The organism is Micromonospora sp. WMMD710, assembly GCF_029626045.1.
GTDB lineage: Bacteria > Actinomycetota > Actinomycetes > Mycobacteriales > Micromonosporaceae > Micromonospora.
The window spans coordinates 5,165,808-5,184,827 of sequence record NZ_JARUBD010000001.1; the positions used below are offsets into that span (position 1 = coordinate 5,165,808).

Genomic DNA, 19,020 nt, shown 5'->3' on the forward strand with positions numbered 1-19,020 from the left:
GGGGCCGCCGGTCTAGCTGGAATAGACCTCGAACTCGCTGAGCTGACCGGCCGGCCAGCCGCTGTTGCCGGTCACGGTCAGCCGCAGGTACCGCTGGCTGGTCGCCGTGAAGGTCACGGTGACGGTGTTGCCGCTGGCCGGGTTGAAGGTGTAGCCGGCGGACGCCTTCACGGTGGAGAACGACGAGCCGTCGGCGGAGCCGAGCACCGACAGCGTCTGGGTGCGGGTCTGCCAGGCCGATGACGGTGGCAGCTTCAGCACGACCCGGGACACCGTTCGAGTGGCGCCCAGGTCCACCGTCACCGACTGCGGGAACGCGTTGTTCGCGCTCTCCCAGTAGGTGTTCGGGTTGCCGTCCACCGCGTTGGACGCCGCGTACACGTCGGAGTGGCTGGTCTCGGTGATCGGGCGCCCGGCCGCCAGGTTGCCGGTGGGCGGCGGGGTGGTCGGGGGTGGGGTGGTCGGGGGCGGCGGGGTGGTCGGCGGGGTGGTGGACGTGCCGCCGTACACCTCGACCTCGGAGAGTTGCGCGGCCGGCCAGCCGGTGTTGCCGGTGACGGTCACCCGGATGAAGCGGCGGTCACCGGAGGGCAGGCCGATCGACACGGTGTTGCCCGCGCCGGGGTTGAAGACCCGTCCGGCCGACAACGCCAGGGTGGCGTACGACGATCCGTCGGTGGAGCCGAGCACCGACAGGGTCTGGGTGCGTTGCTCCCAACCGCTGGGCAGCTTGAGCACCACCCGGTCGACCGAGCGGGCCGAGCCCAGGTCGATGGTGACCGACTGGGGGAAGGCGTTGTTGGCGCTCTCCCAGTAGCTGGCCGCGTTGCCGTCCACCACGTTGGCCGCCGTGTAGCTCTGGTTGGTGCTGGTCGCGGTCGCCGACCGGCCCAGCGCCAGGTTCCCGCCGGTGGGAGGCGGGGTCGTGGGGGGCGGCGTGGTGGGGGGAGGCGTGGTGGTCGGAGGCGGCGAGGTCGGGCCACCGCCCCACTGCGGGTCCGGCCACGGGCCGCAGTACGGGGTCGGGGTGTACCAGCCCGAGTTGCCCGAGCCCTGGGTGATCTGGAAGCCCCCGCCCACGCAGTTGTGGATCGGATTGCTCTGCGCGATGTTGCTGGCCCGCACGTTGGTGAAGGACACCTGGCTGGGCGCCTGCACCTGGAGGGCGTACGTGCCGGCGCCGTCGATGCGTACGTTGGTGAGGTTGATTCCGTTGGTCTGGCCCTCGATCCAGTGCAGCGCCGCGTACGAGCTGTCCAGGATGTCGGTGTCGGTGATGTTGATGGTGGGGTTCTGGAACGCCTCGTTGAGGGCGGAGAACCAGATCGCTCCGACGCCGAAGTTCCAGTTGTAGTCCGAGTTGCCGTTGCGGATCAGGGTGTTCCGGGCGATCGTCCAGGTGCCCTGGACACCGGTGGCACCCTGCACGCCGGGGTAGCGGTTGGCGACGTGGATGCCGCCGCCGTTGGTCAGCGAGTCGGCCGTGACGTTGTCGGTGATTGTGATGTCCCGGCCGCCGTAGCTGACCAGGTGGTTCGCCAACAGGGTCACGCCGATGGTGTTGTGCGTGAAGGAATTGTTGACGTTCGGCACGTTCTGCGCCCACATCGCGAGGGCGTCGTCACCGGTGTTGCGGACGAACGTGTTGGTCACCGTCGAGTTGGTCACGCCGGTGTGGAAGTTCACCCCGTCCGCGGTCTGGTCCAGGATCCGGCTGTTGCGGATGGTGAAGTTGTCCATCGGGCCGTCCATCCACGCCCCGACCTTGGTGTTCTCCAGCCACAGGTTGTCCACGACCGAGTTGGACATCGCCCCACCGAGGGCGTTGACCTGGTCGTCGTCCATCCGTTCCCGGATGTCACCGATGATGGCGAAGTCCCGCAGCGTGACGTTGCGGCTCGGCCCGCCGGCCTCGTGCGACCGGATCTCGCCGGTGTAGCCGCCGCCGGGGACGTACTTGCCGTAGACGCCGGCGGCCCGCTTACGGTCGGTGGGGTGCCGGCCGCCGAGCACCGAATACCACGGTCCGGCACCGCGCAGCGTCACCCCGTCGACCACCACGTGGTCCCAGAGGGTGAAGGTGCCGGTCGGGATCCAGACGGCCCTGCCCTGGGCCTTTCCGGCGTCGACCGCGGCCTGGAACTTCGCGGTCGAGTCGGTCGCGCCGCTCGGGTCGGCACCGAAGTCGGTGACCACGTCGAGCACACCGCTGGGCTTGGCGATCGGCGTGACCAGCTCGAAGTCGGCCAGGTCGACGGTGAACGTCGGCGACTGGGCCGTCGACGAGACCTGGAGGCGAATCTTCGTCCCGGCCGGCTGGGTGCTGCCGAACAGCGCCCGGGTCTCGTCGTAGAAGTGGTGCGGGTTGGTGTCGCCCGGGTTGTTGTTGAACGGGTATCCGCCGTAGTACCAGCCGTACCTCGACGTCACCGGGACCGACTTCAGCAGCGTCCCGTTGGCTCGCAGGTCGATGGCGGCGTCCCGGCCGGTGCCGGCCGGGCTGTCCGGCAGGCTGATCCGGAAGGTGACCGCGTTGGCCGGGGCGGTGAGCGTGAACTCGACGTACTCGCCGACGGCGTCGAGGGTGACCGCCTCCCGGCCGGACGCCTCCGACGGCAGCGTGCCGTAGCGGCGGTCCGGGCCGATCTTCGTGCCGTTGTGGGCGGCCTTCTCCGCCTCCTGCTCGACGAACGGCACGGTCGCGCCGCGGCCGGGGATGTCGAAGGGGGACAGCCCGGCCGCCGAGGCCGGGGTGGCGGTGCCGGTGACCGCGAGGACGGTCACCGATGTGGCGGCGAGCAGGGTGGCGGCGATGGCGGCCAACCCTGCCCGGGTCGGGTGTCGAAGGTGGTGCGGGGTGCCGGTGGTGTGGTTGGCCATGAGCTGCGCTCTCCCTTTCGTCAGGCAGGCCAGGTCCCCCCGTTGCGGTGCGGCGTGTCGCGTTCCCCTTGGTCCTCCTCTCTTCGACGGGTGTGGTGCCGGCGGTCGGGACGGGACCGCCGGCACCACGGCGTGGGTCAGGTGAGGTCGGCGCCGTCCGCCGCGGGCGATTCGGCGGTACGCAGCCAGACGGCGGTGTCCGACGGCAGCAGACCGTCGTCGAGCGGCCCGCTGGCCAGCAGCACATCCCCGTCGGCGGGCACCTCCACCGGGGTGTCGGAGAGGTTGACCAGGCAGCGGAAGCCACCGCCCCGGCTGAACGCGAGCACCCCCTCCGGGGCGGGCAGCCAGGTCAGCTCGCCGTCGCCGAGCGCCGGCTGGGCCCGGCGGATCCCGATCGCCGCCCGGTACAGCTCCAGCATCGAGGCCGCGTCGCCGGTTTGCGCCCGGGCGGTCCGTTCCTTCCAGTCGGCCGGCTGAGGCAGCCACGGAGCGGTCGCGCCGTCGGGGCTGAACCCGAACGGCGGCTCGTCGCCGGTCCACGGCAAGGGCACGCGGCAGCCGTCACGGCCGGGGTCGACGCGGCCGGAACGCTCCCACATCGGGTCCTGGCGCATCGCGTACGGAATGTCCTCGACCTCGTAGAGCCCCAGCTCCTCGCCCTGGTAGACGTAGGCGGCGCCGGGCAGCGACAGCGAGAGCAGCGCGGCGGCACGGGCCCGCCGGGTGCCCAGCTCCAGGTCGGTCGGGATGCCCTCGCGCTTGGCGGCGAAGCTGAACGTGGTGTCCGCCCGCCCGTAGCGGGTGACGTGCCGGGTGACGTCGTGGTTGGAGAGCACCCAGGTGGCCGGCGCACCGACCGGCGCGTGCGCGCTCAACGTGCCGTCGATGCTCTCGCGCAACGCAGAGGCGTCCCAGGCGCAGCCGAGGAAGTCGAAGTTGAACGCCGCGTGCAGCTCGTCCGGGCGCAGGTAGTTGGCGAACCGCTGCCGGTCCGGCAGCCACACCTCACCGATCAGGGCGCGCTCGCCGGGGTAGGAGTCGGCGACCCGGCGCCAGCCCCGGTAGATGTCGTGGACCCCGTCGAGGTCGTGGAACGGGTGCGGCTGGTCCGGCCGGACCTCGGGCAGCTCGCCGTCCTTGACCAGCAGACCGGCCGAGTCGATCCGGATGCCGTCGACGCCCCGGTCGAACCAGAACCGCAGGATGTCCTCGAATTCGGCGCGTACCCGGGGGTGCTCCCAGTTGAAGTCCGGCTGCTGCGGGGCGAACAGGTGCAGGTACCAGTCGCCGGGGGTGCCGTCCGGGTTGGTGGTGCGCGTCCAGGTCTCGCCGCCGAACTCGCCGACCCAGTCGGTGGGCCGCTGGTCGCCGTTCGGCCCCCGGCCGGGGCGGAACCAGAACAGGTCCCGCTCGGGCGCCCCGGGGCCGCCGGCGAGGGCGGCCTGGAACCACGGGTGCGCGTCCGAGCAGTGGTTGGGTACGACGTCGACGATGGTCCGGATGCCGAGCGCGTGGGCCTCCGCGATCAGGGCCTCCGCCTCGGCCAGCGTGCCGAAGACCGGGTCGATGTCACGGTAGTCGGACACGTCGTAGCCGGCGTCGGCCATCGGCGACGGATACCAGGGGCTGAACCAGATCGCGTCGACGCCAAGTGCGGCCAGGTGATCCAGCCGGGACCGGATCCCGGCGATGTCGCCGATACCGTCGCCGTTGCCGTCGGCGAAGCTACGTGGATACACCTGGTAGATAACGGCTCCACGCCACCACGGACCACTGTCTGCTGTGGACACGAGCACCTGCTTTCTGCGTCAGTACGTCGGCGAGTTCGCCGGACCTGGATATGTGTCGGGCGAACGGTCATTGTTCGCCGCGGGGAGACGCGGTAATGGTCACCCCTTGAGGCTGCCGGTGGTCAGGCCGGACATGATGTTCCGCTGGAAGATCAGGAAGACGATGACGGTCGGGATCGCGGCGATGACCGACGCGGCGATCACCACGTTCATGGGCGTACCACCCGCGAAGGAGTAGATGCCGACGCTGACCGTCCGCGTCTCCGGCGACGGCATGACCAGCTTCGGCCAGAGGAAGTCCTTCCAGACCGCCGTCATGGCCAGGATCGCGACGACCCCGAGGATCGGGCGGGACATCGGCAGGATGATCGACCAGAGCGTACGCAGTGGCGTCGCCCCGTCCACCAGGGCCGCCGCCATCAGCTCCTCCGGAATCGAGTCGAAGAACCGCTTCAACAGGAAGATGTTGAATGCGTTCGCCACCAGGGGCAGCCAGATCGCGAACGGCGAGTCCAGCAGGTTGATGTGCGCGATCGGCAGGTCGATCACGGTCACGTACTGCGGAACGATGAGGACCATCGCCGGAATCATCAGCGTTCCCAGCATCAGCGCGAGGATCACGTTGCCGAAAATCGGCCTCAGCTTGGACAACGAGTACGCGGCAGCCGCATCGAAGACGAGTTGGAACAGCACCGCGCCGATGGCGTAGTAGAACGTGTTGAACAGCAGCTTGGCGAGTTCCAGGTTGTTCCAGGCGTCGATGTAGTTCTGCGGCTGGGGGTCCTTCGGGAACAGCGTCGGCGGGGTCTGCGCGATCTCCTGGCCGGACTTGAGCGCGCCGGTAACCATCCAGTAGAGCGGGCCGAGGAAAACGAGGGTGAACCCCGTCACGACGACCACCAGCAGCGTCCAGTAGATGATCCTGCCGCGCCCCCGGCTGAGCTGGGCTTGGGAGATGAGGGTCCGGGTTCCGGATTCCTGTGCCATTCCTCGCCGTCCTAGTCCTGTTTCGCGCTCAGCCGCAGGTACACGGCGGAGAAGCCGGCCAGCACCACGAGCATGATCACGCCCAGTGCGGCGGCGCCGTTGAGGTCGTTCTGGAAGAACCCGTGCTGGTAGATCAGGTACGCCACCGTCGTCGCGGAGTCCTCCGCGCCCGCGCCGTTGGCGAGGATCAGGGGCTCGATGAAGAGCTGCATCGTGGCGACGATCTGGATCATCGCCAGGAGCGCGAGGATCAGGCGGGTCTGCGGGATCGTCACGTGCCGGATGCGCCGCCAGATCCCCGCGCCGTCGAGCTCGGCCGCCTCGTACAGCTCACCGGGGATGCTCTGCAACGACGCCAGGTAGATGAGCACCGCGCCACCCATGTTCATCCAGGTCGACGCGATCACCATGGCCGGCATCGTCATGTCGGGCGACTGCATCCACTGGGAGGTGGGCAGGTGCAACGCCTTCAGGATCGCGTTGAAGAGCCCCGCGTCGCTGGGGTCGTACGCGTAGAACTTGAACAGGTACAGCGCGGAGGCCGGCGGCAGCATCACCGGCAGGTAGACCAGGATCCGCAGGTAACCCTTGGCGTGGCGGAACTCGTTGAGCAGGATCGCCACGCAGAACGGCACCGCGTACCCGACGACGAGCGCGAGCACCGTGAAGTAGAGCGTGTTCTGCCAGGCCGGCCAGAAGCTCGGGTCGGCGAGGATGCGGGAGTAGTTGTCCCAACCCACCCAGGTGGTCTCGCCGCGCCGGGTCCGCTGGAAGCTCATGACGATGCCGCGGACCATCGGGTACCAGGAGAAGACGACGAAGCAGAGCACCGCCCCAATCAGGAACGCGTGACCGGTGAGGTTGTCCCGTACCTTGCGGCCGAGGCTCGTGCGCTGCGGCCTCGCCGAGTACGGCGACGGCGGACGGCCCGCTGTCCGAGAGGTCGGCGGGACGGTGGTGATCGCCAAGGCAACTCCTGGGTGAGTCGGTGACGTCGTCGATGCGGCGTGGACGGTGTGGGGGCCGGGTCGGCGTCCCGGCCCCCACACGCTCGGTCAGCTCTCCGCGGCGAGGAGCTGGTTGACCTTCTCCTCGGCGGTCTTGAGCAGCGCGTCGATGTTCGCGTTCGGGTTGGTCAGCACCCCGGACATCGCGGCGTCGAGCACCGCGTAGATGGCCTGCGCGTTGCGCGGCTCACCCTTGATCGGCACCGGGGTCGCCTCGAAGATCGCGAAGTTCGCGGTGTCGACGTTCGCGTTGGCCTTGCGCAGCTCCAGTTCCTGCTTCTGCGCGTCGCTGCCGTTGGCGAACAGCAGCGGCTGGGGCAGACCGACCGGGTAGTTCTGCGGCTTGGCCCGCACGTAGTCGAACTGACCCTTGCCCGGGGTCAGCTTCTGGTACGCGATCCACTTCATACCGGCCTTGACCTGCTCGGGGGTCAGGTCCTTCTTGAAGAAGTAACCCTCGCCGCCGCCGAGCGTCCCCTTCGCCGCGCCATCCTGGCCGGGCAGCGGGGCCATCGCCCAGTCCTGGAACTTGCCCTGGAACTGGCTGACGATCGCCTGGGTGGCGTCCGGAGCACCGATGAACATGCCGACCTTGCCCGCGCCGGCGTTCGTCAGCAGGTCAGCCCACTGGAGCAGCTGGCGGCTGCCCATGCTGTTGTCGCCGTACCGCATGTCCTTGAGGTTCTGCAGGACCTGCTTGCCCTGGGTGTTGTTGAAGTCGGCCTTCTTGCCGTCCTCGGTCAGCACCCGGCCGCCCTGCGAGTAGAGCAGGGAGGTGAAGTGCCAGCCGCCGGTGTTGCCGGCGCTGTACTCCGAGTAGCCGGCGATGCCGTTGCCGAGGGCGGAGATCTTCTTGGCGGCCGCCCGGACGTCCGCCCAGGTCTTGGGCGGGTTGTTCACGTCGAGCCCGGCCTGCTGGAAGAGGACTTTGTTGTAGATCAGGCCCATCGAGTAGTTCTTCACCGGGACGGCGTAGAGCTTGCCGCCGTCGGTGAAGACCTCCTTGAGCGCCGGGTCGATGCTGTCCCAGGTGGGGATCGTGTCCTTGTTGGCGTACTGGGTGATGTCCATCGCCTGGCCGGAGTCGAGCACCTGCTGGACGTCGGTCATGTACCCGTAGAACACGTCGGTCACGGTGCCGCCGGCGAGGCGGGCGGTGAAGTCCGGCGGGTTGTTGCACTGCTCGCCGACGCTCACGCTCTTGACGACGATGTCCGGGTTCTGCCGCTGGAACTCGGCGACGTCGTCGTTCCAGTTCTTCAACAGTTCTTTCTGGGCGCCGACGGGCTGGCAGTCGACCGTGATGGTGACCTTGCCGCCGGCGTTCGTGTCCTTGTCGCCGCTCTTCGTGGAGCACGCCGTGAGGCTGAACCCCAGGCCGGCCACGAGCGCCAGCGCCGCAGCCTTTCGGTATTGCGGTACGGACATCTGTCCATCCCTTCGGGAACGGGTGTCTCCAAGACCTTCGCTGATCTGCGGTGATGCGACCTGACGCCCTGTAGCTGCGCCGGAGCCAGGTGTGAGTGGAGTCACTGTAACGAGGCCGACTCATTTCAGCAAGGTGTCGACCGTGTTCTGAAAGGACGCGACATCTTGACGACAGAGACGAACAGAAGTTGGGATTTCACCCGGTTTGGACGGTTTTGGACAGTGAAAAGGCCGCCGACCGCAGGAGGCGGTCGACGGCCGGAGGGCGGTCGGTCAGTGCGGTACGGCGAGGGTCAGCGGCGGGGTGCCGGTGCGGTGGAGCCGCGTACCACCAGCTCGGGTTCGAACAGCAGCTCGTCGTGCAGCACGCCGGCCCCCTCGATCTGGGTCACCAGCAGGTCCACGGCGGCCTGGCCCATCGTCTCGATCGGCTGCCGCACTGTGGTCAGCGGCGGGTCGGTGCAGGTCATGAACGCGGAGTCGTCGTAGCCCACCACCGAGATGTCGGTCGGCACGGCACGACCCAGCCGCCGTGCGGCTCGAATGGTGCCCAGGGCCAGCACGTCGCTGGCGCAGATGATGCCGGTGACACCCCGCTCGACCAGTTTCGTCGCGGCCACCCGGGCGCCCTCCATCGAGAAGCTGGACCGCTCGACGCATTCCGCGTCGTCGCCCTCGTCCCAGCCCGCGGCCTGGATCATCGCGTCCAGCTTGCGCCGCGACGGCACGTGCCCCTCCGGGCCGAGCACCAGCCCGATGCGCTCGTGCCCGAGCGACCGCAGGTGCCCGTACGCCTGCTCCACGGCCACCGCGTCGTCCGTGGAGACCCGGGGAAAGCCCAACTCGTCCACGCCCGCGTTGACCAACACCACCGGCAGGCCCCGGTCGGTCAGCCGGCGGTAGTGGTCGTGCCGCGCGTCGGCGAGGGCGTACGAACCGCCGGCGAAGATCACCCCGGAGACCTGGTGGTCGAGGAGCATCTCCACGTAGTCCATCTCGGACACACCACCGATGGTGCGGGCGCAGAGCGCCGGGGTGTAACCCCGCTGGGCGAGCGACCCGGTCACCACCTCGGCGAGCGCCGGGAAGATCGGGTTCTGCAGTTCGGGCAGCACCAGCCCGACCAGCCGGGCACGCTCGCCACGCAGCTTGGTCGGCCGCTCGTAGCCGAGCACGTCGAGCGCGGTCAGCACGGCCGTCCGGGTCGCCTCGGACACGCCGTCCCGACCGTTGAGCACCCGGCTGACGGTGGCCTCGCTGACGCCCGCCTTCTTGGCAACTTCAGTCAACCGCTTGGTCACGGTCGCAATCGTACGTCAACCTCATGAAAGAAATGAACAGCCAACCCGCTGGGTTTTGCCGTTGACCTGCCACGTCTTGACGTCGATCGACACGTCGATGTGCACCGTGACGCCAGCCCGACGCGGCGCCGCACTGCCTCCGGCCTGTCCCGCTCGCCCTTTCCCGCGTGATGCCTCAGCGGCATCAAGATGACTGTGAGGCATCACGTTCTTCCGGGCACGGGCCTCGCGGAGCCCGCACAGCGCGGGCATCGCGGAGCCCGCACGGCGCGGACATCGCGGAGCCCGCACGGCGCGGACATCGCGGAGCCCGCACGGCGCGGACATCGCGGAGCCCGCACGGCGCGGACATCGCGGAGCCCGCACGGCGCCGGCCGGCCGCCGGTGTCGTCAGGACAGGTTGCGCAGCGCGTCCTCGATGGCCCGGTGGAACGTCGGGTACGCGTAGATCATGTGCCGGAGCTGACTCAGCGGCACCGCCGCGTGCACCGCCACGACCAGCGCCGAGAGCACCTCGCCACCGGTCGGGCCGACCGACGTCGCGCCGATCAGCACGCCCTGGTCGGCGTCCGCGATCAGCTTGATGAAACCCTCGTCGCCGACCTGGTGGATCCAACCCCGGGTCGAGCTGCTCAGCTTGGTGAACCCGACCTGCACGTTGATGCCGCGCTCGCGGGCTTGCCGCTCGGTCAGCCCCACCGCGCCGACCTCGGGATCGGTGAACGTCACCCGGGGCAGCGCGCGGTAGTCGGCGCGTGGCACGCTGCCCGCTGAACCGCTCGACCCACTGGCCGCCAGCGAACTGGACGCGCCCATCGCACCGCCGACCACGCTGGCGGTGCCGCTGGCATCCGGCCCCGCGTCCGCCTGGCGGGCGTGCGCCAGCATGTCGGCGATCACGATGGCCGCCTGGTACATGGCGATGTGGGTGAAGGCCCCCTCGCCGGTCAGGTCACCGACCGCCCAGATGCCGTCGGTGACGTGCAACCGGTCGTCCACCGGCAGGTAGCGCTGGGCGGCGTCCACGCCGACCGTGTCCAGCCCCAACTCCTCCAGGTGGGCGCGGCGCCCGGTCACCACCAGCAACTGGTCGGCCGTGAACTCGGCACCGCCGGCCCCCCGCAGGGTGAACCGGTTCCCGTCGTGCTCGACCCGTTCGGCGCGTACCCCGGTGTGGATCTCCACGCCGTCGGCGCGCAGCGCCGCGGCGGCGACCTCGGACGCCTCCGGCTCCTCGACGGCCAGCACCCGCTCCAGCGCCTCCACCACGGTGACCCGCACACCGAAGCGGGCGAAGACCTGGGCCAGTTCCAGTCCGATCGCGCCACCGCCGAGCACCAGCAGCGACGCCGGCAACTGCTCGACCTCGATCGCCTGGTGGTTGGTCCAGTACGGGGTGTCGGCCAACCCGTCGATCGGCGGCACCGACGGACGCGTGCCGGTGCCCAGCACGACCCCGTGCCGAGCCTGGAACACCTGGTCACCGACCCGGACCCGCCCCGGGCCGTCGAGCCGGCCGCTGCCCCGGACGAAGCGGCCACCCTTGCCGGTGAACCGCTGCACCGCGACCGTGTCGTCCCAGGTGTCGGTGGCCTCCTCGCGGATCCGCTTCGCCACCGGCGCCCAGTCCGGCTGGACCTGCGCCGTCCCGGCCAACCCGTCGACACGGCGGGCCTCGGCGAGCGCGTTGGCCGCCCTGATCATCATCTTGCTCGGGATGCAGCCCCAGTACGGGCACTCACCGCCGACCAGATCTCGCTCGACACCGACGACGCTCAGGCCGGCGTCGGCGAGCCGCTCGGCCACCTCCTCGCCGCCGACCCCGAGCCCGACCACGACAACATCCACCAGCTCCGGTTCCGCCACCCGAACAGCATCCCCCAGCGACCGCACGCCAACCACCGGGGTCAACGAAAAGTCGACCCCGGTAGCGGGCCGGGCAGCCTACGGTTACCGCATGCACGCACGCTTCACCCCGGTCCGGGATCACTTCCACGACCTGCTCGCCTCCGGCCGGGAGAGCGGCGCGAGCCTGACCGTCTGGTACGACGGGCAGCCGGTGGTCGACCTGGTCGGTGGCACCAGCGACGGGCCGGGTGGCGAGCCGTGGCGGCCGGACACCCTGGTCAACGTCTACTCGGCCGGCAAGCCGGTGGCCGCGCTGTGTCTGCTGACGCTCGTCGACCGTGGGCAGGTCGACCTCGACGCGCCCGTCGATCGGTACTGGCCGGAGTTCCGCACCCCGGCCACCGTGCGGCACCTGCTGTCGCACACCGCCGGGCTGCCGGCCTTCCCGGTGCCCCGGCCGGCCGCCGCGATCGCCGACTGGGCTCTGCTCGCCGGCGACCTCGCCGCCGCCGATCCCGAGTGGACGCCGGGCTCGATGGCCGGGGAGCACGCGTGGACGTACGGGCACCTGGTGGGCGAGCTGGTCCGGCGGGTCGACGGCCGCCCGGTGGGCAGGTTCCTGGCCGACGAGATCGCCGGCCCGTGGCGGCTCGACCTCGGCTTCGGGCTGGCCGAGGCGGACCAGCGGCGCTGCGCGGACCTGCGCTACGGCGACCCGCAGTGGCCGGCCCGGAAGCTCGGCGAGCCGGGTTCACCGCGGGCGCGGGCGATGGGCAACCCGGCCGGTGGGCTTGACCTGGCGGTGCTGAACAGCCCGCTCTGGCGGGGTGCCGAGGTGCCGGCGGTCAACCTGCACGCCAGCGCGTCCGGGTTGGCCCGGCTCTACGCCGGCCTACTGGCCGGTGGCGTCCTGGACGGGGTCCGGCTGGTCAGCCCCGAACTGGTGGCCGAGGCGACCCGGGTCCAGTACGACGGGCCGGACCTCGTGCTGGACCGCCAGGTCCGGTGGACGCTCGGCATGCAGTGGGAGCCGGACGGTAGCTGGGGCATGGGCGGCATCGGTGGCAGCAGTGCGTGGGCCGACCCGGAGCGGGGTTACGTCTTCGCGTACGCCACGGCCCTGCTCGCCGAACACGACCGGGTGGACGAGCTGGTCGAGGCCCTGCACTCCTGCCTGTGACCGTCAGCGCAGCCACACCGGATCGGTGCCGGGCACCGAGAGCGGCGGCGGGTAGTCCAGCGATCGGCGCGGGTCGTCGGGCAGCTTCCACGGCTGGTGCACGGCCTTGCCCGGCACCCCCGCCAGCTCCGGCACCCAGCGGCGGACGTAGTCGCCGTCCGGGTCGTACCGTTCGGCCTGCCGGACCGGGTTGAACCCCCGGTACGGCTTGGTGTCGTTGCCGGTGCCGGCGACCCACTGCCAGTTGCCGGAGTTGTTGGCCACGTCGCCGTCCAGCAGCCAACGGAAGAAGACGCCCACCCCGGCCCGCCAGTCCTGCCCGAGGTGCTTCGTCAGGTAGCCGGCCGTGATCAGCCGGGCCCGGTTGTGCATCCAGCCCTGCGCCCGCAGCTGCCGCATCCCCGCGTCCACGATCGGCATCCCGGTGCGCCCCTCGGCCCAGGCCGCCAGCGCGTCGTCGTCGTAGCGCCACCGCTCGGTGGCACCCGGCCGGTACGCGGCGGTCGAGATCGCCGGAAAGGCGGCGGTGACCTGGTAGTAGAAGTCCCGCCAGCAGAGCTGCCGGACGAACGGGCCGGACCGGTCGCCGGCCCGGTTGGCCACCGCCAGCGGCGACACGCAGCCGAAACGCAGGTACGGGCTGAGCCGGGACGTGTCGTCGCCGGCCATGTCGTCGTGCTGGTCGCCGTACCGGTCGAGGTCGGGCAGCCAGTCGGTGAGCCGCTGGCGGGCGACCCGCTCGCCGCCGACGGCCGCGTCGGGTGACTCTCCGGCCGGCAGCGCCGGCAGCCGACCGACGCGTACCCCGTCGGGCAGCGTGATCCGCCGCGGCGCGGCCAACTCCTCGCGCCATGGCGAGGCCGCCCAGGCCCGGTGGTACGGGGTGAACACCCGGTAGTGGTCACCGCCGCCGCCCGGCCGCAGGACACCCGGCTCGATGACGGTCAGCCCGGGAAACAGTCGCAGGTGCAGCCGGTGCCGCGCACACTCGTCGCGCAGGCGCCGCTCCCGCCGGCGGGCGTGCCGGCTCACATCGGCCGAGAGAGCGACGGCGGTGGCGCCGACCTCGCCGGCCAGCCGGACCTACTCGTCCACCGGGTCGCCGTGGCGCACCACCAGGTCGCCGCCCCGCTCGCGCAACTCGGTGCGCAACTCGGCGACGGCCTGGTGCAGGAACCGGGTGCGGTTGGCCGACAGGCCGGCCAGCGCCGGGTCGAACACGTACAGCGGAACCACCCGGTCGAAGGCCGCGCAGGTGGTGGCCAGCGCCGGGTGGTCGTGCACCCGCAGGTCGCGGGTGAGGAGAACGATCGCGGTGCCCCCGGTCACCGGGCCGCCGGGTGCACCGTCGGCCCGGGGATGGAGACCGGGGTACCGGTCGACGTGAGCAGGGCACGGGCGGCCACCGCCATCCGACGCCGTTGCGGCACCAGGGCCCGCCGGGCGAACACGTCGTAGTCCTGCGCGGCCACCTCGTCGAGGATGCCGCCGTACAGCGCGTACGCGGTGCGCATGCACGCCTGCGAGGCGGGCGCGAGCATGGTGATGCCGGGTGCGGCGGCGGCGTAGTGCGCCTGCGCGCGGGTCACCTCGTACTCGATCAGCTCGCGGGTCCGGGGCGTGCCCCGCCCCCGGTCCCGGGCCTCGACCAACTCGTCGCGGGTGACGCCGAACTTCGCCAGGTCCTCGTCCGGCAGGTAGGTGCGGCCCCGGTCGAGGTCCTCGGCGACGTCCCGGATGAAGTTGGTGAGCTGGAAGGCGAAGCCGAGTTGGCGGGCCGGCTCGCGGGCCGCCGCCGGGTCGGAGCTGCCGAGGATGGGCAGCATCATCGTGCCGATGACCGCCGCCGAACCCTCCATGTAGTCGAGCAGGTGGTCGTAGGTCGGGTACGCGGTGACGGTCAGATCCATCGCCATGCTCTTCAGAAACGACGCAAAGTCGTCCCGGTCGAGATCGAAGACGGCGATCGTGTGCAGCACGGCCGGCAGCAGCGGGTCGTCGACCGGCGCACCGTGCAGGCCGGCCACGAAACGGCTGGCCCAGTCGTCGAGCAGGGCAGCCCGCTCGGCCGGCGGCAGGTCCTCGGTGCGGTCGACGATCTCGTCGGCGTACCGCGTGAACCCGTAGAGGGCGTGCACATGTCGTCGTTTCCACGCGGGAAGCAGCCGGGTGGCGAGATAGTAGGTGCGGCCGTGACGTCTGTGCAGCTCACGGCACCGGTCATAGGCAGCGGTGAGATCGGTGTCCACCGGCCCTCCTCAAATATCGACGCACCAATCGACGCAACTCGTAACCCTAGGGTACGCTCGCCCACATGGCCAACGACGCAGTTGCGGGCAACGCGATTCGTGTGGCGCCGGCAGGGCCGGGCGAGGGGGACGATCCGGTCCGGGCGGTGCTCGCCGCGTACACCCAGGACCTGATCACGGCGGTGGACGACACCCTCACCACGTTCCTCGCCGCCGAGGTCGACACCCTCGCCGAGATCGACGCGGGGATGGGCGGCTTCGCGGTCGCCGCCCGGGACGCCGTGCTGGCCGGCGGCAAGCGGATCCGGCCCACCTTCGCGTACTGGGGCTGGCGCGGGGCGGTCGGCGGCAGCGAGCCACTGGCGCCGGTGCTGCCCGCGCTGGCCGCCCTCGAACTGCTGCACACCTTCGCGCTGGTGCACGACGACGTGATGGACGCCTCCACGGTCCGACGCGGCCGGCCCACCGCACATGTCGCGCTCGCCGAGCAGCACGTCGCCGCCGGCCACCGGGGCGACCCGGGCCGGTTCGGCGAGGCCGTCGCGGTGCTCATCGGCGACCTCTGCATGGTCTGGGCCGACCGGCTGCTGGCGCAGGCCACCGTGGCGCCGGCCCAGCTGTTCGAGGTCCGCCACTGCTACGACCAGATGCGGGTCGACACCGTCGCCGGGCAGTATCTCGACGTGCTCGGTGAGAACGACCCGGCCAACTGGTCGGTCGACCGGGCCCTGCGGGTGGCGCGTTACAAGACCGCCAGCTACACCGTCCAACGGCCGCTGCTCTTCGGCGCCTGCCTGGCCGGAGCGCCCGCCGACGACCCGCTGACCGCCGCGTACACCCGCTACGGCCTGGCCGTTGGCGAGGCGTTCCAGCTGCGCGACGACCTGCTCGGCGTCTACGGCGACCCGGCCGCCACCGGCAAACCGGCCGGTGACGATCTGCGCGCCGGCAAGCCGACGACGCTGCTCATGCTGGCCCGGCAGTTGGCCACGCCGGCCCAGCTCACCGCGCTGGACCAAGCCGGGACGGCACCGGTCGAACGGCTCGCCGAGCTGGTCGCCGAGACCGGCGCGGCGGCCCGGGTGGAACGGATGATCGCCGATCGGGTCGGCGACGCGTTGGCCGCGCTGGACGCCGCACCCGTGGACCGGACGGCACGGACCGCGCTGACCGGGCTGGCCACCGCCGCCACCGATCGGCGGGCCTGATGAACGACTTTCCCAAGGAGGTGGTCACGTGCGGACGGTGACAGGACGGACGGACCGGGTGGTGGTCGTCGGCGCCGGGTTGGGTGGGCTCGCCTGCGCGCTGCACCTGGCCGGCAGTGGCCGGCAGGTGACCGTGCTGGAACGTGAGCCGGTGCCCGGCGGGCGGGCCGGGCGGCTCGCCGTGGACGGCTACGAGTTCGACACCGGCCCCACCGTGCTCACCATGCCCGACCTGATCGCCGAGGCGCTCGGCGCGGTGGGCGAGGAGCTGCGCGACTGGCTCGACCTGACGCCCCTCGACCCCGCCTACCGGGCCTACTACCCGGACGGGTCGACCCTCGACGTGCTCACCGACACCACCCGGATGGCTGCCGAGATCTCCCGGGTGTGCGGGCCGAGGGAGGCCGACGGCTACCTGCGCTTCGTCGACTACGCGCGGGAGTTGTGGCGGTTGGAGCGGGCCGACTTCATCGAACGCAACCTGGACGCGCCGACCGACCTGATCACCGGCAACCTCCTCAAGCTGCTCACCGGTGGGGCGTTCCGACGCCTCCAAACGAAGATCAACCAGTTCTTCCGTGACCCGCGCACCCAGCGGATCTTCTCCTTCCAGGCGATGTACGCCGGCCTCGCCCCGCACGACGCGCTGGCCATCTACGCGGTCATCGCGTACCTCGACTCGGTGGCCGGGGTCTACTTCCCGCGCGGCGGCATCCACGCGGTCTCCCGGGCGATGGCCGGCGCCGCCGAGAAGCACGGCGTCCAGATCCGGTACGACACCACGGTGACCCGGGTGGAGACCGCCAACGGCCGGGCCACCGGCGTCCTGACCGCCGACGGCGAGCTCGTGCCGGCGGACGTGGTGGTGCTCAACCCGGACCTGCCGGTCGCCTACCGCGACCTGCTGCCCGCCGGCCGCGAACGCCGACTCACCTACTCGCCGTCCTGCGTCGTCCTGCACGTCGGCTCCCGGCAGGGATATGCGAAGATCGCCCACCACAACATCCACTTCGGACGCGCGTGGAAGGGCACCTTCGATGAGGTCATCCGGCGGGGCGAGCTGATGACCGACCCGTCGCTGCTGGTCACCAACCCGAGCCGCACCGACCCGTCGGTGGCCCCACCGGACCGGCACACCTACTACGTGCTCGCTCCGGTGCCCAACCTCGCCCGGGCCCCGTTCGAGTGGCGCGGTGACCTGACCCAACGCTACGGCGACCAGCTGATCGGCACCCTGGAGGAGCGCGGCTACGTCGGCTTCGGCGCCGGGGTGGAGGTGCTGCGGGCCATCACCCCCGCCGAGTGGGCCGAGCAGGGGATGGCTGCCGGCACCCCGTTCGCCGCCGCGCACACCCTCTTCCAGACCGGCCCGTTCCGCCCGTCGAACCTGCACCGTGACCTGTCGAACGTCGTCTTCGTCGGCTCCGGCACGCAGCCCGGGGTCGGTGTGCCGATGGTGCTGATCTCCGGCAAGCTGGCGGCCGGTCGGATCACCGGGGAGGGCCGATGAGCAACCGCGAAGAGCACCTCGTCGAGCTGGTCGACGACACCGGGCGGGCACATGGCGAGACCACCGTCGCCGCCGCCCACCAACCACCGGGGCAGCTGCACCGGGCCTTCTCGGTGATCCTGGTCGACCCGGACGGCCAGGTGCTGCTCCAGCGGCGGGCCGCCGTCAAGACACGGTTCCCGCTGCGCTGGGCGAACTCCTGTTGCGGCCACCCCCGACCGGGCGAGTCCCTCGCCGAGGCTGCCAACCGCCGGCTCCGCGAGGAACTGGGCGCGGGCCCGGTCGAGCTGACCGAGGTCGGCGTCTACGTCTACTACGCCGAGGATCCGGCCACCGGTCGGGTCGAGTTCGAGTACGACCACGTGCTGCGCGGCGAGTTCCGTCCGGTGGCTCCGCTGCTGCCCGACCCCGACGAGGTGGCCGAGCTGCGCTGGGCCGACCCCACCGCCCTGGAGGCCGAGCTCGACCGGGATCCCCGGTCGTACGCACCCTGGCTGGGCGGGGTGGTGAGCCGCCTGCTGCGCCCCTCGGCGTCGACGCCCGGCGCGACCGGCCCGGCCGTGACCCCGTCCGGATCGTCGGCGGATGACGCGGCGGAGCGGTCGGGTGGCCGATGAGGCGCTGAGCGCGGGCGCCGTCGCGCGCCGGCTGGGGGTCGCGGTCACCACGCTGCGCACCTGGCACCAGCGCTACGGGCTCGGGCCCAGCCAGCACATCCCGGGCCACCACCGCCGGTACACGCCGGCCGACCTGGCCCGCCTAGAGATCATGCGGCGGCTCACCGCCGAGGGGGTGAGCCCCGCCGAGGCGGCCCGCTGGGCCCGGCAGGCACCGGATCCGGCGTCCACCGACACCATCGGCCACCACCGGGTCCGACCGCCCTCCCGCGACGGCGGCGGAACGATCCCGGTGGGTCGCGCCGGCCCGGCCGCCCGCGGGCTGGCCCGCGCCGCCATGCGGTTGGACGCGGCGTCGATCAGCGAGACGATCGCGCACACCCTGGCCGCCAGCGGGGTCGTCGCCACCTGGGAGGGCCTGCTGCGTCCCGTACTCGCCGGCATCGGCGAACGGCACTCCGCCACGGCTGGCCTGATCGAGGTGGAACACCTGGTGTCCCGCTGCGTGTCGGAGGCGTTCGCGGCGGCCAGCAGGGCCAAGGTGCCGACCGGGCCGGCCCGCATCCTGCTCTCCTGCGCGGATGAGGAACAGCACACGCTTCCGCTCGAGGCGTTGGCCGCCGCACTGGCCGAAGCCGGCGTCAGCTATCGGATGCTCGGCGCCCGGGTGCCGGTCGGCGCGCTCATCGAGGCGGTCAGCAGGACCGGGCCGGCCGCCGTCGTGCTCTGGTCGCACACCCGGGCGACCGCCGACCCGGGCCAGCTCAGTGCGCTGCTCGCCGCACCCCGCCGTCCGCTGCTCGTCCTCGCCGCCGGCCCCGGCTGGCGAGCCGACTCCCTGCCCGCCGGGGTGGTCCGGCCGGTCGACCTCGCGGAGGCGGTGTCACTCTCCGTGGCGGTCCGTGACTCGCTGGACCAGTCCACCGAGGGCTGACGGCCCCTGTGCGCTTCGCGCGGCTTCCACTAGCGTCGGGGGGTCCGCCTACCCCGAACCCCTTCCGGGAGCGAGCAG

Annotated in this window: 13 protein-coding genes and 1 pseudogene; 5 read left to right on the plus strand and 9 right to left on the minus strand. The window is 71.3% G+C overall.

The annotated features are described in order from the left end of the window. Window positions 1–12 precede the first annotated feature (12 nt). The 7 genes from O7620_RS23890 to O7620_RS23920 form a co-directional block, all read right to left on the minus strand. Complete coding sequence (locus O7620_RS23890; protein WP_278125286.1) at window positions 13–2,880, minus strand: discoidin domain-containing protein; 2,868 nt, start codon at window positions 2,878–2,880, stop codon at window positions 13–15. Between the two features lie 137 nt (window positions 2,881–3,017). Beyond that, the gene (locus O7620_RS23895) at window positions 3,018–4,673 is read right to left on the minus strand and encodes a glycoside hydrolase family 13 protein (RefSeq protein WP_278125287.1); all 1,656 of its coding nucleotides are present in this window, start codon (window positions 4,671–4,673) and stop codon (window positions 3,018–3,020) included. 99 nt (window positions 4,674–4,772) lie between these two features. Further along, window positions 4,773–5,660 carry a carbohydrate ABC transporter permease gene (locus O7620_RS23900; protein WP_278125288.1) on the minus strand — a complete coding sequence of 296 codons (888 nt, stop codon included), beginning with the start codon at window positions 5,658–5,660 and terminating at the stop codon, window positions 4,773–4,775. Between the two features lie 11 nt (window positions 5,661–5,671). Then, a complete protein-coding gene (locus O7620_RS23905) occupies window positions 5,672–6,502 on the minus strand; it encodes a sugar ABC transporter permease (RefSeq protein WP_278127127.1) in 831 nt (276 codons plus the stop codon). A gap of 213 nt (window positions 6,503–6,715) precedes the next feature. Continuing rightward, window positions 6,716–8,095, minus strand: a complete 1,380-nt coding sequence (locus O7620_RS23910; protein WP_278125290.1) for a sugar ABC transporter substrate-binding protein — start codon at window positions 8,093–8,095, stop codon at window positions 6,716–6,718. A gap of 293 nt (window positions 8,096–8,388) precedes the next feature. Next, window positions 8,389–9,396: a LacI family DNA-binding transcriptional regulator gene (locus tag O7620_RS23915; protein ID WP_278125291.1), complete on the minus strand. Its 1,008-nt coding sequence runs from the start codon at window positions 9,394–9,396 to the stop codon at window positions 8,389–8,391. Between the two features lie 390 nt (window positions 9,397–9,786). Next, complete coding sequence (locus tag O7620_RS23920; RefSeq protein ID WP_278125293.1) at window positions 9,787–11,262, minus strand: FAD-dependent oxidoreductase; 1,476 nt, start codon at window positions 11,260–11,262, stop codon at window positions 9,787–9,789. Between the two features lie 91 nt (window positions 11,263–11,353). Here O7620_RS23920 and O7620_RS23925 point away from each other — a divergent pair, with 91 nt between their 5' ends. Then, window positions 11,354–12,424, plus strand: coding sequence for a serine hydrolase domain-containing protein (locus tag O7620_RS23925; RefSeq protein ID WP_278125296.1), 1,071 nt, complete (start codon window positions 11,354–11,356; stop codon window positions 12,422–12,424). Window positions 12,425–12,427: 3 nt separating this feature from the next. On the opposite strand, the pseudogene O7620_RS23930 reads toward O7620_RS23925, so the two are convergent. Together O7620_RS23930 and O7620_RS23935 are read right to left on the minus strand one after the other, a co-directional pair. Continuing rightward, window positions 12,428–13,753 (minus strand): annotated as a pseudogene (locus O7620_RS23930) (deoxyribodipyrimidine photo-lyase). After that, a complete protein-coding gene (locus O7620_RS23935; protein ID WP_151491603.1) occupies window positions 13,750–14,673 on the minus strand; it encodes a phytoene/squalene synthase family protein in 924 nt (307 codons plus the stop codon). The pseudogene O7620_RS23930 and the gene O7620_RS23935 overlap by 4 nt, the downstream one beginning before the upstream one ends. Window positions 14,674–14,738: 65 nt before the next feature. On the opposite strand from O7620_RS23935, the gene O7620_RS23940 reads away from it, so the two are divergent. From O7620_RS23940 to O7620_RS23955, 4 genes are read left to right on the plus strand one after another with little or no spacing between them, the layout of a single operon-like run. Next, entirely contained in the window at window positions 14,739–15,881 is a 1,143-nt protein-coding gene (locus tag O7620_RS23940) for a polyprenyl synthetase family protein (RefSeq protein WP_278125297.1), read from the plus strand. A gap of 28 nt (window positions 15,882–15,909) precedes the next feature. Beyond that, on the plus strand, window positions 15,910–17,391 hold the full coding sequence (gene crtI / locus O7620_RS23945; RefSeq protein WP_151491601.1) for a phytoene desaturase family protein: 1,482 nt from the start codon (window positions 15,910–15,912) through the stop codon (window positions 17,389–17,391). Beyond that, complete coding sequence (idi, locus tag O7620_RS23950; protein ID WP_151491600.1) at window positions 17,388–18,008, plus strand: isopentenyl-diphosphate Delta-isomerase; 621 nt, start codon at window positions 17,388–17,390, stop codon at window positions 18,006–18,008. The genes crtI and idi overlap by 4 nt, the downstream gene beginning before the upstream one ends. Then, a complete protein-coding gene (locus tag O7620_RS23955; RefSeq protein ID WP_151491613.1) occupies window positions 17,998–18,942 on the plus strand; it encodes a MerR family transcriptional regulator in 945 nt (314 codons plus the stop codon). The genes idi and O7620_RS23955 overlap by 11 nt, the downstream gene beginning before the upstream one ends. The last annotated feature ends 78 nt before the right edge of the window (window positions 18,943–19,020 follow it).